Here is a 15004-nt window from a genome sequence, read left to right on the forward strand (position 1 = left end):
GGGAGAGAAAAATGAATGTACCATATGTTCAATTAAGAGAATTGACATTAGATGATGTAGAAGATCGCTATCAATGGTCATTAGATAGAGATGTAACAAAGCATTTAGTCGTACCAGATCAATATCCTCCGTTCACTCGTGAAGATACGAGAAACTGGATTGAAGCTTGTATAAGCCGAAAAAATGGTTATGAACAAAGGGCAATTGTTACTGAGAAAGGTATACATATTGGATGGGTAGACCTTAAAAATTTTGATAAAACAAATAAAAATGCAGAACTAGGAATTGCGATTGGAAATAAAGACTATTGGGGTAAAGGATTTGGAATGGCAGCTCTAAACAGCATGTTACATATAGGTTTTTCCCAGTTTGAATTGGAGAAAATTTGGTTACGTGTAGATGAAGATAATACACAAGCTAAAAAGAGTTATGAACATGCCGGATTTGTATGTGAAGGGTTAATGAGAAATGATCGATTGAGACAGGGGAAGTTCATTCATCGCTATCGTTACAGTATATTAAAAGAAGAGTATGAATTAAAAAATAATAACCTATAAAAATATTATGTAAATGAAAAAGGGGAAGATAAAATGATTCGATTACTTACAAAAGCGGATGCAAAACAATATTGGGAGTTACGTTTACAAGCACTACAAGTAAACCCAGAAGCATTTGTAACGACTTATGAAGAAGCAGTACGTCAAGAAAACCCTCTTGAACGCGTTGCTAGTAATCTTTCATCTAACAGTAGTTTTACATTTGGTGCTTTTAATAATGAAAATCGTTTAGTTGGGGTTGTTACTTTATTAACAGAAGAAAAGGATGCATATAAGCATAAAGGGCATATCGTTGCAATGTATGTAGATACTGAAAATCGAAGAAGTGGTCTTGCACGTGATTTAATACGTAAAGCAATTGAAAGGGCAAAAGAGATGAAGCTAGAGCAATTGAACTTAGGGGTTGTGTCAACGAACGAACCAGCCAAACGATTATATGAATCAATGGGATTTAAAACGTACGGAATTGAAAAAAGGGCTATAAAAATGAATGGTGTGTATAGTGATGATGAACATATGGTGTTGTTCTTTTAAGAGAGGAAGTTTAGCATGAAAGATCTCCATTTAGAAAGAAATATGGACCTTCAAGTAGCGATTTTGTATGCGACGGTTGCTGATACGTTTAATAGATTGCAAAGGTTAGTAGAAGGTACTGAAGAGAACGAACTATCCTATAAAGGGTCTGAAAATAATGAAAATAGTATTGGGCAGTTACTTCAGCATTTAGCAGTTGTCGATTTACATTGGGTGTATCGTTTCAAGGGAGAAGATGTTCCAACAACATTTGAAAATAAATATGGTCCTATGTTGAATGAAGTAGGAGAAATGCCGAGTTTAAGAAAATACACGTTGCAAGAGTTAATGCAAGATTATGAAGCAGTGCAAAAATTGTTTCATGAAGAATGTATGAAACTAACAGAAACTGATTTAACGCGGGAAGTTTTGTATGAAAAAGGGGAAACTGCGACTATAAGATGGGGAATTTGGCATATAGCAGATCATAATCGATATCATCAAGCACATATAAGTCGATTGAGGAAATTATATAGAGCTAGATTACATACAAGTTAAAGATTGTGAATTTTAATTATATTTATTTTGTTGTATAGTATTAGGGAGAAACTAAACAAGGGGTTTTACAATGAAAGCAATTGTTATAGGGATACTGGCATCATTTTTCTTTGCCTTTACCTTTGTTTTAAACCGGGCAATGGACTTAGAAGGTGGAAGCTGGATTTGGAGTGCATCATTACGGTATTATTTTATGGTTCCAATGCTATTACTTATTGTTATGTATAGAGGGAACTTAAAGCAACTCTTTCAATATATGAAAAACAATCCGAAAGAATGGTTAGTATGGAGTATCGTTGGATTTGGTCTCTTTTATGCACCGCTTAGTTTTGCTGGAGCGTTCGGACCAGGTTGGCTTGTTGCATCAACATGGCAAATTACAATCGTTGCAGGGATTTTGTTAACACCATTTTTTGCGGTGGATCCACTACATAAAAAACTTCCGATGAAGGAATTAGTTATGTCGGGTATTATTTTATTTGGTGTTGTTCTCATGCAAGTAGAACATGCTTCTTCATTAGGTATTCGTGAAACCGTTTTATGTGTAGTTCCTGTACTTATTGCAGCATTTGCGTATCCTCTTGGAAATCGAAAAATGATGCAAGTTTGTAAAGGGGAATTAGATGTATTTCAGCGAGTACTCGGTATGACATTAGCAAGTTTACCATTTTGGTTTTTATTATCTGGTTACGAAGTATCAACTGGCGGATTACCGTCAAGTAGCCAAGTTTTTCAATGTTTTATTGTAGCAGTTAGTTCGGGGTTAATCGCGACAGTATTATTTTTCTTTGCAACAGATCTTGTGAAAGATGATCCACAAAAACTAGCAACAGTGGAAGCGACGCAGTCTGGTGAAGTTTTATTTGCGCTAGTAGGAGAGCTGATCTGGTTATCTGCACCAATTCCGTCATCATTATCTTGGATTGGTATGAGTCTCGTTATTATTGGGATGATACTTCATAGTTATGTAGCTGTCGTTGTAAAAAAAGAAGAAAAAATAACGGCGTAATGAGACTAGCTCTTTTTATTAAGAGCTAGTATTTTTTCGTAGAAAGGGATGAAAGTATGAATTTACAACTTGTTGAACAACTTGAAAAAGATTCAATATTAAATGTGCTACAATATGCCGTCGGTCCAAATGAAATAAGCTTAAAGAAAGCAGTATTACTTTATCAAAATAATAAAGGGACTTTGTACAAATATGAAGAAAAAGCTTGTATAGGTATAGAAGTAATCGGAGCAACTAAAGCACGAGTATGTCATATAGCAGTGGATCCAGATTATCGTCAAAAAGGAATTGCACTGCAAATGATTAAAGAGGTTGTAAGAATATATCAATTGACTTATATAGAAGCAGAGACAGACGATGGGGCGGTAGAATTTTATAAAAGAATTGGTTTTCGAGTTAAAAGTTTAGGAGAAAAATATAAGGAAATCGAAAGATTTCATTGTTATTTGGAAAAATAGTATAAAAATATGCATATGGAGTATAGTCTGAAAAAATAAGATCTACATTTTTCTTCATTTCAAAAAACTCTCGTTCATCATTATCTACGATTTTAATAGAGTTTTGAGTCTTCAGTATAATAATATACATATTTTTGTAGTAATGAATATGATTAAGTTAAAAATTAAGAAAAATATGATAATATATTTATATAAAAGTTTAAATTTACATGGCTAGTGGGGGAACCAATATGAAAATGAATGATATAGTAGCAAGTACAAAATTTCCAAATACAATCGAAACAATAACAAAAGATTTAAAAGCATTAGGAATCGAAAAAGGAATGACAATTATCGTTCATTCATCACTAAGTTCTATCGGGTGGATATCTGGTGGTGCGGTTGCCGTAGTAGAAGCATTAATGAAAGTTGTTACGGAAGAAGGAACGATAATAATGCCAACGCAATCTTCGGATTTATCCGATCCGAAACATTGGTCAAGACCACCTGTACCGGAAGACTGGTGGCAAATTATCCGAGATAACGTCCCGGCATTTGATTCACGTATAACCCCAACAAGGGGAATGGGTGAAATAGTTGAATGTTTTCGTACATATCCGAATGTAGTACGTAGTAATCATCCGTTAGGAAGTTTTGCTGCATGGGGAAAACATGCAGTAGAAATAACAATGAACCATTCGTTATCAATGAGCTTTGGAGAAGAATCTCCATTAAGAAAAATATATGATTTAGACGGGTACGTATTATTAATTGGTGTTGGATATGATTCCAATACGTCTGTTCATTTATCCGAGGTGCGTACTGGTGCATGTGAGTTAATACAAGTAGGAGCACCTATTATAGAAAACGGTGAGAGAGTGTGGAAAGAGTTTGTTGAAATGGATTACGAATCTGAGAAGTTTGTTGAAATTGGTGTTGAGTTTGAGCGAAAAGGAACTGTAAAAAATGGGAAGATAGGGAATGCAACGTGTCGTCTAATGAAACAGCGTGATATAGTTGACTTTGGAACAGAATGGTTTCGTAAGAAAAATTAGTAAGGGATGGTTACAATGAAAGGGAAAAAGGTATTAATTACGAGCGGTGGTTGTCTAGAAAAATGGGATCAAGTACGCGGGCATACGAATATGGCTAAAGGTACAATCGGAAGGATAATCGCAGAAGAACTTCTAGCTAAAGGGGCACATGTTATATATTTACACGGTTATTTTGCGGAGAAACCGAGCGATGTACATAGAGGGTTAGAATTACATCCATTTGAAGGGATTGTTGATTTACAAGATAAAATGAAAAGTATCATCACACATGAAAAGGTTGATGCGGTTATTATGGCAGCGGCTGGATCAGATTGGATTGTGGAGAAGATCTGTGATCAAGATGGTAATGTTCTTAATATGAACGGAAAAATTTCAAGTGATATTGCACCGATTATTCACTTTCAAAAGGCTCCAAAAGTATTAAAACAAATAAAAGAATGGGACCCAGAAACAGTACTTATTGGTTTTAAACTTGAAAGTGATTTAAATGAAGAAGAACTGTTTGAAAGAGCGAAAAATAGAATGAAAGAAGCAAGGGCGAATGTAATGATTGCGAATTCACCACATTCTTTATATTCGCGCGGAGCTGTGCATTATGTAATTGGACAAGATGGTAAAGGGAAGTTGTGTAATGGGAAAGATGAAACAGCGAAAGAAATTGTCAAAAGCTTAGAGGTATTATGTAATCGTGTCACTGCTTTTTAAAATTAAGTTTTTAGATAAGAATGAATCCGCATAGTAATAAGTAAGCGAAACTTTAATTGGTGGGAATTTTACTTTTACACGAATGTGAAGCGTATATCAATCAAGAGCTATACACAGAATAATTGGTGAGGAGTGGATTCTATGGAACATTTATTAAAGCAAGCTATTAAACTTAGAAACGAAAAGAAATATGCGCAGTCTAAAGAGATGCTTATAGGATTAACAAACTTTACAAAGGATGCAGAAGTACTGTATCAGTGTGCGTGGATACATGATGTAATGGGGCTAGAAACAGAAGCAGTTCCGTATTATGAGCAGGCAATCGCAAATGGACTTGATGGCGAATCCCTTTGCGGTGCTTATATTGGTCTAGGAAGTACATACCGTTGTATAGGGGAATATGAAAAGGCAATTACAGTATTAGAAGCTGGGGTGAAAAAATTCCCAGAGAACGATCCGATGAAAGTATTTTTATCATTAGCAAAATATAACGTAAACGATCACGAGTCAGCGATGAAATTATTACTTGAAACTGTCGTGAAAGTAGAGGAAGTAAAAGAATTTGAACGTGCCATTTCATTTTATAAAGACCACTTAAATGAGGTTTTTAAATAAAGGAGTGAACGTATGAATGTTACACTATCGCGAAGGCGAAAAGGTATTTGGATTGGACTCGTCTCTTTAATTATGCTATCAAACTATTTATTGTATGCTCTTCCAATAGTACCAGCTGCGCCGAAAGAAGTTGTACTTGGGTCATTATTAGATTGCATGTTTGTCATTCCAATCATCACGTATTTCTTCATTATTCGAAAAAGGTACTCGTTAACGTATATAGTTCCTGTTGTAATAGCTGGTTATATTTTTGCAAGATTTATTATTCCAAGTGACTATTTACAAGATTTTTCATACGTTTCTTATATTATAGTTGCAGGAGAAATTGCTTTTGTATGTTTAGAGTTATTCCTTCTATATAAAATTGTTAGAAAGCTTCCTACCATAATAAAAAAATATAAAGAATATAAAAGTGAGTACTCTTCATTTTCTTATGCAATTGATGCTGCGTTTGACGCTACTATGAAAAGAAATAAATTAATAGATATCATTGTAACGGAGTGTAAGTTAATCTATTATGCATTTTTATCGTGGCGTGAAAAAGTACCAGAAGGTGAATACGTATACTCATATCACAAAAAGACTGGTGCAATAGGTGTATATATCATGATCATCCATGCGACCTTAATAGAAAGTATTGGTTTTCATTATTTGCTACACCAGTGGAATCCAGTAATAGCATGGATTTTACTTATTTTAAATGTATACGCGATGATTTATTTTATAGCTGAAATACAAGCGATGCGTAAAAATCCACTTATCGTAACAGAAGAACAAGTAATCATTCAAATTGGATTAGGAAAGAAAATTGTTATATCATTTACACAAATTGATAATATTGCGTTCTACAAGGATGAATTGCTAACGGCAAAAGAAGGGAAACAGGTATTGGATGCAACTGTTATGGATTTCATAAAAGAACCTGCTACTTTTGAAATAACATTAAAAGAGCCAGTGAAAGCACAGTTGTTATATGGATTTTCTAAAACAGTAAGTCGTGTGCACTTAAATGTTGATGAAGAACGAAAATTTTATGATGCGGTTAAGGAAAAGTTAAAACATGAGTAATAGTGCTGTTAGTTACATAAAAACAAATAAACTTCCGTTAGAAGTGAAAAACTCTTTCTAAATAAGAAGGAGTTTTTCTTGTATAAATCATTATATAAAAAACTATATACTTCTTTATCACTATATAAATGGATATAATTGAGGATAGAACTAGTGTAAGGGGAAACAAAATAATGAATAAGTTACTTACATCGAAAATTGAAATTATAGAAAGAAAAATCCGATATAACTCAACAATAGTAGATCACAAGTGTTTATTACTTGAAAAGCAATCACAAAGTATTGTTTTATTTCACGAGGTGCAGTATTCATTTACAATGACTGCAAATGATACTAAGTTAACAATCCCAAAAGGGAGTTATACAATCGCATATTACTGGAAAGATTGTCCGTACAATTTATACGTATGGAGAGATATAAAAGGGAAGTATTTAGGTTCCTATTTTAATATCGTAAAAAATACACAAATAAAAGACGAAGTGGTTTCCTTCGAAGATTTAATCATTGATATTATGGTACTTCCAAATGGAGAATACTTCATATTAGATGAGGATGAATTACCAGAACCATTAGGAAATTTCGAAGGTGGTTATGTGAAGGAAGCTCTTTATATATTAATGGATACAATTAAAACGTTCCTTCCAAAAATAATAAAAGGGACTGCTGATATCTTTAAAAATAAATAATGTTCGCTAAAACCCAGTTGACTTATCGGAAATATTTGTATAATATGTACTTAATTCCATAACGTATTGCTGATTGGAGAAACCAAAGGCATTTTATCTGTTGATAAAATGCCTTTGGTTTTTTTATTGCACAAATACTGAATCTGTTCATTTATATGAATCATTTTAAGGAGGGGAAGAAATGACTGTTTCAATTGATGGGGTATCAAAATATTTTTTGAAACAAACTGGTACTGTTCAAGTATTAGAGAATATTAATTTTCAATTAGAGAAAGGGGATTTTGTTACAGTAATTGGTCCGAGTGGGTGCGGAAAAAGTACATTACTAAAAATTGTTGCAGGTCTAGATAATGATTTTGAAGGTGAAGTTATTATTGACGGGGAGCCTATCTTAAAAACGAGCAAGAAACAAGGTTTTATTTTTCAAGAGCATAGGCTTTTTCCATGGTTAACAGTTGAAGAAAATATAGCGGCAGATTTGTCGTTAAAAGATAAGTATGTGAAAGATAAGGTGAGAGAATGGGTTGAAATCGTTCGGTTAGATGGCTTTGAAAAATCGTATCCGAAAGAAATTTCAGGCGGGATGTCACAACGTGTTGCGATAGCGAGAGCGTTATTAAGAGATCCGAATGTATTATTACTTGATGAACCTTTTGGAGCGCTGGATGCTTTTACTCGAAGTCATTTACAAGAAGTATTGCTGAATATTTGGGAGCAGAAGAAAACAACAATGATATTCGTTACACATGATATAGACGAAGCGATATATCTTTCAAACCGAATTATCATTATGAGTGCAAAACCAGGGAAAATACATAAAGTGATTGAAAATAATTTGCCTTATCCGCGAAATAAAACTTCTCAATCGTTCCAACAACTTCGAACGAAAGTATTACAGCAGTTTGAATATGGAGGGTTGATTCAAACAAGTATATAGGAAAAGGGTGATTTTATATGTATAAAAAATTTAAAGTTCTTTCTTTTGCTTTAGCTATATCAGTATGTTTATTAGGATGCGAAAAAAGTACAGCAAGTAGTAAGAAAGAAGATGTAACAATACAAATTGGTATACAGCAAGGATTAAGCCCGCTATTACTAGCAAAGAAAAAGGGATGGTTTGAAGAGGAGTTTAAAAAAGAAGGAGTTAAAGTGAAATGGACAGAGTTCCAAAGTGGACCTCCTTATTTTGAAGCAATCGCATCAAACCGGTTAGACTTTGGTGAAGTAGGGAATTCTCCAGTCATTTCAGCGCAAGCAGCAGGTATTGGATTTACCGAAATCGCCAATACAAGTTATGCGAGAAAAGGAACTGGAATTCTCGTTCAAAAAGATAGCAAGATTGCGAGTGTAAAGGATTTAAAAGGTAAAAAAATTGCAGTAGCAAAAGGAAGTAGTGCCTTTAATTTATTGTATCGAGCACTTGATAAAGAAGGTATTGATGCAAAAGATGTAAATGTCATTCAATTACAACCAGATGAAGCGCAGCCTGCATTCGAATCAGGATCAGTAGATGCATGGGCGATTTGGGACCCTTTCATATCATTACATACGTTAAATAAAGGTGCGAAGGTGATTGCAGACGGTGAAACATTAAATGTCTCTTCACCAGAATTTTTAATTACGAGGACAAAATTTGCGAAAGAACATCCAGAATTAGTTGAGAAATTCCTCAAAGTTTATGAGAAAGCACGTGTATGGCAAGATGCTAACTTAGATGAAGCAATAAAAGTATACACTTCTGTAAAAAAGATAGATGCAGAGATTGTAAAAGAAGTGTTTAATCACGACAAACCAATTTTAGTTCCGGTAACGAAGGAAATAATAGCAGAACAACAAAAGACAGCGGATTTTCAATATAAGCTCGGTTCTATAAAGAAAGAAATTAAGACGGAAAAAGTTGTAGATAATTCTTTCGTAGAAAAAGCATTGAAAGCGAAGTGAAAAGAGGTTTTGTAAAGTGGAAAATACGAAAGCTGTTATGAAACCAGCGAGTATAACGATTAAGAAAAATGGCATAAAGAAGGTACGAAAGTTAAATGTAAAAGTTTTAGTAAGGGCGATTACTATACCGGTTATTATATTAATAATTTGGCAGTTGGCTGGCGTATTCGGTCTTGTTTCTAAAACAGTTTTACCAACACCATTAGATATTTTTCTAGCTTTCCAAGAGCTTATTAAAACAGGAGAGTTATTCGGCCATTTAAGTATTAGTGTATTCAGGGCTGCGGCTGGTTTCTTTATTGGTGGGGGCTTAGGAATCATTTTAGGAACGATTGTTGGATTTTCAACGAGAAGTGAGCAATATTTAGACCCATCTGTGCAAATGTTAAGAACTGTACCTCATTTAGCTGTTGCGCCGCTTTTCGTATTATGGTTCGGTTTTGGTGAAACATCGAAAGTGCTATTAATTGCAGATGGTGCATTTTTTCCTTTATACGTAAACGCATTTTTAGGTATTAGAGGTGTGGATTCAAAGTTATTTGATGTTGCGAGAGTGTTAGAGTTTAGCAAAAGAAAACTAATTACGAAACTAATTTTACCATCTGCATTGCCTAACCTTTTACTAGGAGCAAGGTTATCGTTAGGTGTTGCATGGGTGAGTTTAGTAGTAGCAGAACTTATGGGATCTACAGAAGGTATTGGTTATATGATTATGGATGCAAGGCAATTTTCAAATACAGATATCGTATTTGTCGGCATAATTATCTTTGCATTTGTTGGGAAGTTTTCTGACTCTCTAGTACGTTTACTAGAAGTGAAGTTTTTAAGATGGCGAGATAATTTTAAAGGTGAGACTAGGAATTAACATATAAATTATTAGGGGTAATTTATATAGAATTTGTTAGTATACGTTTCAAAATAAATAAGGGGTGTGTAAAGGTATGGAATTATTATGGTTTATTCCGGCTTATGGAGATGGTCGATATTTAGGAACGACAAAACGAGGAAGAGCAGCTGAATATGGTTATTATAAGCAAGTTGCTGCGGCAGCTGATTATTTAGGATATACGGGTGTTTTACTTCCAACTGGTCAAGGATGTGAAGACCCTTGGGTGTTAGCTTCAGCTCTTGCTGCTGAAACAGAAAAACTAAAATTTTTAGTAGCAGTGAGACCAGGACTAATGTCACCTACAGTTGCAGCGAGGATGGCATCTACATTTGATAGAATTTCAGATGGGAGACTACTTATTAATGTAGTAGCTGGAGGAGATCCAGTTGAACTACAAGGAGATGGATTATATCTTGAGCATGATGAAAGATATGAAGCAGCGGATGAATTTTTAAAAGTTTGGAAATCGACATTGCAAGGTGAAACGATCTCTTTAGAAGGAAAACATATTCAAGTTACAGATAGTAAAGTTGTATTCCCGCCAGTTCAAACACCATATCCTCCTATATATTTCGGAGGATCATCAGCTGCTGGAAAAGAAGTAGCAGCTGAACATAGTGATGTATATTTAACGTGGGGAGAGCCACCAGAGCAAGTGAAAGAGAAAATAGAAGAAGTAAGAAAACTTGCAGAAGAGAAGGGGCGTACAGTACGATTTGGCATTAGATTACACGTAATTGTAAGAGAAACAGAAGAAGAAGCGTGGGAAGAGGCAGAACGTTTAATTCAATATGTGGATAATGAAACAATTGAGCTTGCTCAAAAGACATTTGCAAGATATGATTCGGTTGGTCAAAAGAGGATGACACATTTAAATAAAGGTACGAGAGAGTCGTTAGAGATAAGCCCTAATTTATGGGCTGGAATCGGACTTGTAAGAGGTGGGGCAGGTACTGCACTTGTAGGCAATCCACATACAGTAGCAGAAAGGATAAAAGAATATGAATCGTTAGGAATTGATACGTTTGTTTTATCAGGATATCCGCATTTAGAAGAAGCGTATGAAGTGGCAGAATTGTTATTCCCATTATTGAAAAACGAGAAGAAAGAAGAAAATAAAATGGTTGGTGAAATGATTGCTGATGCATATGCATTAAAAAAATAGTGAGAAATAAAGTTTCACCTATTTATTGCTTTATTTTGTTTACTGCCTGTTAATACGGGATAAAAAACCCGCAAGTTATTCGCTTGCGGGTTTTCATCGTAAATTATTAGAAAATATGGTAAAATTAAAGGGTAACTTAAGGTGCGGTTGGTTGTTCAATTATCACTTCTCCGAGTAGGAGGGGGGTGATAATACGTGAGTGAAATAGCGTTGCTACTGCAAGGTGGACTGTTTCTCGTTGCATTGTTAACGTTCGTCGTCGTTTTAATAGACAAGCTCAAAAAATAACAACCCACCTATGCTTATAGAATGTGGGTTGTTTTGTTTGTAAGAAACAAATAGGATAAATGAACAATCCAATCTGCTAAGTTACGTGGACTAGTGTGTAGCCGCACACTAGTCTTTTTTATTTATATACAATTTATAATTGGTTTATGTGATTGTATTGTTCTTTTCATACTCATTATAACACAGTGTCTTTTCATCAAGAAAGGAGACCGTATGTTCTGGTTTCTGTTATATAGTAGGTGCTTTTTCTTTAAACAGCCCATCCATATACTGTTTTAAACTTTGGACATAAAATTTCTGCGTATTCACATTATTTACACCGACAATCGGCGATGGAAGGTCAAATCTTTTTTCTGATAAATGAACGACAACATCAAAGATGTCAAACAAACGAATGAAGCAAAACAGGCCGTCTTTATCGCTAAGTAAAATAAAGTAATGATTTTCACTACTTGTATTTAGCGTATTCCATAAAGAACTTTTGCTTAAATCACGTACAATGCTTTTTTCTTTTAGTTCCACGAAATCTGCATTGGAGAGAATGGTAGAAATATCAATTGCATCTTGATCTTCAAAGTAGCCGTCAACTGCTTGTACAGCGAATGTATAAGCCATTTTTAATACACTCATTTTATATTTACGGTTATCTAATAGTAATTCACGTTGAATAGAACTCGCTACTTTCGTTACACGTTCCTCTTTCCAAATTTCATTATGTAAGGAAATATCGTGCTTTTTACATAGTTTCATAATTAATGCATTAGAATAAAGAATCTCGTCGCTTACTTCGACAACATCAGTCTCAGCAGCCGCAAGTTCCTCACCGTGCTCATTCGTATAGAGTGGGGAATCAATTTGTCTTTTCATTTGTTCAATCTTAAATTGACTCAATTTATGCCTAATTAAAGGACGATCAATATTTGTTGTCATTTGTTCATGACAAGTATCACAAATTGAGTTTGTGAAATAATATCCACATAATATTTCTGGAATGACATATTGTTCACTAAGTTCTTTCGTATCTTTTCTGCAAATGATGCATTGTGTCATTTTTATCACCTTTACCTGCAAATTTGTATGTAATCTCATTGTAGTGTATTTATCGGTATTTTGGAATATTGTAAAGGAAAATATTATGTGAAATTCATACTTATTTTGGTACAATGAAGAGAAGTGCTAGTTTAAAGGAGGCCGTTTTTTTGAAATCAAAAGTGCACTTTTGGACATTAGAAGTGCTAATGGTTGTAGGAATCATATTTATTTGCACAAAAATATCATTTTTATTTCAACCGATTGGTATCTTCATATCAACATTATTTTTCCCAATCTTAATCGCGCTTTTTTTATACTTCATATTTAATCCTGTATTAATCTTTTTGGAGAATAAAAAAGTACCTAGAAATTTAGCGATATTACTGTTATATCTTTTTATCATAACATTAACTGCGGTTGGCGTTGGAGTAGTTGTTCCTACGATTTCACAACAGCTAATGGACTTAGTGAAAAATATGCCAGGCTACATAAAAGAGGGAAAAGTATACATACAAGAATTATCACATCATAGGTTGTTTGAATGGTTATCTACACAAAACTACGTTTCCATTGAAACAATTGAAAAAAATGCGATTGAATACTTAAAAGATATACCAAATACAATTACGTCGAGTGCAACGGCTTTATTTGGTATTATCACGAACGTTGCATTAGTTGTATTTACTGTACCGTTCATTTTATTTTACATGTTTAAAGATGGACATGCCTTTCCAGGAAAAGCGGTAAGTTTATTACCAGAGTCTTACCGTGAAGAGGGGCTTCGTATCATTAAGGAAACGAACGAAACATTATCTGCATATATTCAAGGGCAAGCGCTCGTTTGTATATTTGTAGGTGCGTTTACTTTTATCGGTTATTTAATTATCGATTTACCGTACGCTTTCGTTTTAGGAATTATTGCAGCATTTACAAACATCATTCCTAACTTAGGTCCATTTATTGGGGCAGCGCCAGCTGTTATTGTAGGACTGTTCGTATCTCCGATGCAAGCCTTATACGTAATTATTATCGTAACAATTGTACAACAGTTTGAAAGTAATATTATTTCACCACGTATTATGAGCTCGAAATTAAACATCCACCCATTAACAATTATTATCCTAATTTTAGGGGTAGGTAACTTTGCTGGAATCATCGGAATGATTTTAGCAGTACCAGTTTATGCAGTAACAAAAACAGTTGTTTCGAACTTAGTGAGATTGTTTAAGACGAAGAGAAGTAATCGGAAATAGTAAAACCTGAGAAAGATACACCGCTTTTTAAGTGGTGTATCTTTTGTTTATAAAAAATAATTAAAAGTGGGTTGATTTGATTTTATTATATATTTTTTATACATCAAATTCAGTGATGAACTTGTGTGATATAAGGCTCTATAAAACTATGTGGAATCCCTCTGAACTATCCAAATCATTTCCTTACAGCACGCTATCAACATCAAAATCGACTCCTTTCAATTCTATATAGTTAAACGATTAAAGGTGAGTGTAGTATTTGCTTCTACGATCTCGAATTTCATTAATAACTTGTTTATATTGTCTTTCTTGTTTTAATTCATTTTGAGATATTGTTTCTTTTTGAATCGTAATCGTTAAAAAGAAAAGGTGAAACTTCATATGTGAATTCCTCCTTTCGAATTGGAATTACAGATGACTACAGTAATGACTTTGTCTTTCTTTTACAGAATCCATAGCTTGATTAATTTGTCGTTCATGAAGCATTTCAGACTCAGAAAATTTATTTTTTTGAATGGTAATGGTTAAAAAGAATACTTTAAATTTCATTGGATAATTACCCCTTTATAAGTGATTTAGAAAAGACGAGTGTAATAAGAAGATTGGCGCTCTTTTACTTCGTCCATAATGTTTTGGATGTGTTGCTCACGTAAAATCTCTTTCTGTGAAAGCTTACGTTTTTGAATGGTGATTGTTAAAAAGAATGCTTTAAATTTCATGAATATATTACCCCTTTAAAATATATTTTTAATACATTTGAGTGTAGTATGAACTTTTAATGTCAGTTATTTTATCAGTCAGTTGTTTTAACTGTTGTTTACGAATGATTTCAGTTTCAGATAAAGTATTTTTTTGAAGCACAGTCGTAAAAAAGAAAATATGAAAAGTCATAAATGAATTCCTCCTTTCGAAAAGGAATTACAGGTGATCACAGTAAAGTGCTTGGCGCTCCTTAACATCATTCATAGCTTTTTCAATTTGCTCATTATGAAGAATTTCATCTTTGGAAATTGTATTTCTTTGAATCGTAATACTTAAAAACAATACGCTAATAGTCATTGAATGTTGCTCCTTTCTTAGAAAAATAATGTAAGAGACTAAAAAAACCGCGCAAAAAAACCACAGGAAGATACAGTTCTCCTATGGCGGGGCGTGAAAAAGCCACAGGAAAGTATACGACCTCCTGTGGCGAATTTATGAATTAAATGAAATAAAGTACGATTTTCAATTCTC

22 protein-coding genes are annotated in these 15004 nt (G+C 33.9%); 16 read left to right on the forward strand and 6 right to left on the reverse strand.

Annotation, left to right across the window (positions count from 1 at the left end; translation table 11 throughout):
• The first annotated feature begins 11 nt into the window (after window positions 1-11).
• The 15 genes from MR160_RS22840 to MR160_RS22910 all read left to right on the forward strand — a co-directional run bounded on the left by MR160_RS22840 (window position 12) and on the right by MR160_RS22910 (window position 11486).
• A complete protein-coding gene (locus MR160_RS22840) occupies window positions 12-557 on the forward strand; it encodes a GNAT family N-acetyltransferase (protein WP_001102493.1) in 546 nt (181 codons plus the stop codon).
• Between the two features lie 33 nt (window positions 558-590).
• Complete coding sequence (locus tag MR160_RS22845; protein ID WP_000620322.1) at window positions 591-1091, forward strand: GNAT family N-acetyltransferase; 501 nt, start codon at window positions 591-593, stop codon at window positions 1089-1091.
• Window positions 1092-1106: 15 nt separating this feature from the next.
• The gene (locus MR160_RS22850) at window positions 1107-1628 is read left to right on the forward strand and encodes a DinB family protein (RefSeq protein ID WP_000653847.1); all 522 of its coding nucleotides are present in this window, start codon (window positions 1107-1109) and stop codon (window positions 1626-1628) included.
• Between the two features lie 70 nt (window positions 1629-1698).
• Window positions 1699-2637 (forward strand): DMT family transporter, encoded by a 939-nt coding sequence (locus MR160_RS22855; protein WP_000644594.1) that lies wholly within the window; start codon window positions 1699-1701, stop codon window positions 2635-2637.
• A gap of 56 nt (window positions 2638-2693) precedes the next feature.
• Window positions 2694-3095 (forward strand): GNAT family N-acetyltransferase, encoded by a 402-nt coding sequence (locus MR160_RS22860; protein ID WP_001053229.1) that lies wholly within the window; start codon window positions 2694-2696, stop codon window positions 3093-3095.
• A 236-nt stretch (window positions 3096-3331) separates the two neighbouring features.
• Entirely contained in the window at window positions 3332-4129 is a 798-nt protein-coding gene (locus MR160_RS22865; protein ID WP_127726076.1) for an AAC(3) family N-acetyltransferase, read from the forward strand.
• 15 nt (window positions 4130-4144) lie between these two features.
• Window positions 4145-4834 (forward strand): phosphopantothenoylcysteine decarboxylase domain-containing protein, encoded by a 690-nt coding sequence (locus tag MR160_RS22870; protein ID WP_000676727.1) that lies wholly within the window; start codon window positions 4145-4147, stop codon window positions 4832-4834.
• A 141-nt stretch (window positions 4835-4975) separates the two neighbouring features.
• Window positions 4976-5449, forward strand: a complete 474-nt coding sequence (locus MR160_RS22875; RefSeq protein WP_000400637.1) for a tetratricopeptide repeat protein — start codon at window positions 4976-4978, stop codon at window positions 5447-5449.
• Between the two features lie 12 nt (window positions 5450-5461).
• Window positions 5462-6517 carry a hypothetical protein gene (locus MR160_RS22880; RefSeq protein WP_144514316.1) on the forward strand — a complete coding sequence of 352 codons (1056 nt, stop codon included), beginning with the start codon at window positions 5462-5464 and terminating at the stop codon, window positions 6515-6517.
• 173 nt (window positions 6518-6690) lie between these two features.
• The gene (locus MR160_RS22885) at window positions 6691-7203 is read left to right on the forward strand and encodes a ribonuclease FAU-1 family protein (RefSeq protein ID WP_001037871.1); all 513 of its coding nucleotides are present in this window, start codon (window positions 6691-6693) and stop codon (window positions 7201-7203) included.
• A 181-nt stretch (window positions 7204-7384) separates the two neighbouring features.
• Entirely contained in the window at window positions 7385-8140 is a 756-nt protein-coding gene (locus MR160_RS22890) for an ABC transporter ATP-binding protein (RefSeq protein WP_000218578.1), read from the forward strand.
• Window positions 8141-8157: 17 nt separating this feature from the next.
• Window positions 8158-9144, forward strand: coding sequence for an aliphatic sulfonate ABC transporter substrate-binding protein (locus MR160_RS22895; protein ID WP_000276925.1), 987 nt, complete (start codon window positions 8158-8160; stop codon window positions 9142-9144).
• Between the two features lie 16 nt (window positions 9145-9160).
• Window positions 9161-10009 carry an ABC transporter permease gene (locus MR160_RS22900; RefSeq protein WP_000432136.1) on the forward strand — a complete coding sequence of 283 codons (849 nt, stop codon included), beginning with the start codon at window positions 9161-9163 and terminating at the stop codon, window positions 10007-10009.
• Window positions 10010-10085: 76 nt separating this feature from the next.
• Complete coding sequence (gene ssuD / locus MR160_RS22905; protein WP_000422253.1) at window positions 10086-11198, forward strand: FMNH2-dependent alkanesulfonate monooxygenase; 1113 nt, start codon at window positions 10086-10088, stop codon at window positions 11196-11198.
• 195 nt (window positions 11199-11393) lie between these two features.
• Window positions 11394-11486 carry a putative holin-like toxin gene (locus MR160_RS22910; RefSeq protein WP_001289320.1) on the forward strand — a complete coding sequence of 31 codons (93 nt, stop codon included), beginning with the start codon at window positions 11394-11396 and terminating at the stop codon, window positions 11484-11486.
• A gap of 228 nt (window positions 11487-11714) precedes the next feature.
• On the opposite strand, the gene MR160_RS22915 is transcribed toward MR160_RS22910, so the two are convergent.
• Window positions 11715-12536 (reverse strand): HNH endonuclease, encoded by an 822-nt coding sequence (locus MR160_RS22915; RefSeq protein WP_000189714.1) that lies wholly within the window; start codon window positions 12534-12536, stop codon window positions 11715-11717.
• A gap of 149 nt (window positions 12537-12685) precedes the next feature.
• Between MR160_RS22915 and MR160_RS22920 the strand changes: the two genes are divergently transcribed.
• Window positions 12686-13771, forward strand: coding sequence for an AI-2E family transporter (locus MR160_RS22920; protein ID WP_000837892.1), 1086 nt, complete (start codon window positions 12686-12688; stop codon window positions 13769-13771).
• A 240-nt stretch (window positions 13772-14011) separates the two neighbouring features.
• On the opposite strand, the gene MR160_RS22925 is transcribed toward MR160_RS22920, so the two are convergent.
• The 5 genes from MR160_RS22925 to MR160_RS22945 are packed head-to-tail and all read right to left on the reverse strand — an operon-like array spanning window position 14012 to window position 14830.
• On the reverse strand, window positions 14012-14152 hold the full coding sequence (locus MR160_RS22925) for a YrzI family small protein (protein ID WP_000668498.1): 141 nt from the start codon (window positions 14150-14152) through the stop codon (window positions 14012-14014).
• Between the two features lie 27 nt (window positions 14153-14179).
• On the reverse strand, window positions 14180-14320 hold the full coding sequence (locus tag MR160_RS22930) for a YrzI family small protein (RefSeq protein WP_000669805.1): 141 nt from the start codon (window positions 14318-14320) through the stop codon (window positions 14180-14182).
• Window positions 14321-14346: 26 nt separating this feature from the next.
• Window positions 14347-14490, reverse strand: a complete 144-nt coding sequence (locus MR160_RS22935; protein WP_000668963.1) for a YrzI family small protein — start codon at window positions 14488-14490, stop codon at window positions 14347-14349.
• A gap of 28 nt (window positions 14491-14518) precedes the next feature.
• Window positions 14519-14662, reverse strand: a complete 144-nt coding sequence (locus tag MR160_RS22940) for a YrzI family small protein (protein WP_000142727.1) — start codon at window positions 14660-14662, stop codon at window positions 14519-14521.
• Window positions 14663-14689: 27 nt separating this feature from the next.
• Complete coding sequence (locus MR160_RS22945; RefSeq protein WP_000156193.1) at window positions 14690-14830, reverse strand: YrzI family small protein; 141 nt, start codon at window positions 14828-14830, stop codon at window positions 14690-14692.
• Between the last annotated feature and the right edge of the window lie 174 nt (window positions 14831-15004).

This window comes from Bacillus cereus group sp. BfR-BA-01382, from assembly GCF_022663475.1.
GTDB lineage: Bacteria > Bacillota > Bacilli > Bacillales > Bacillaceae_G > Bacillus_A > Bacillus_A thuringiensis_S.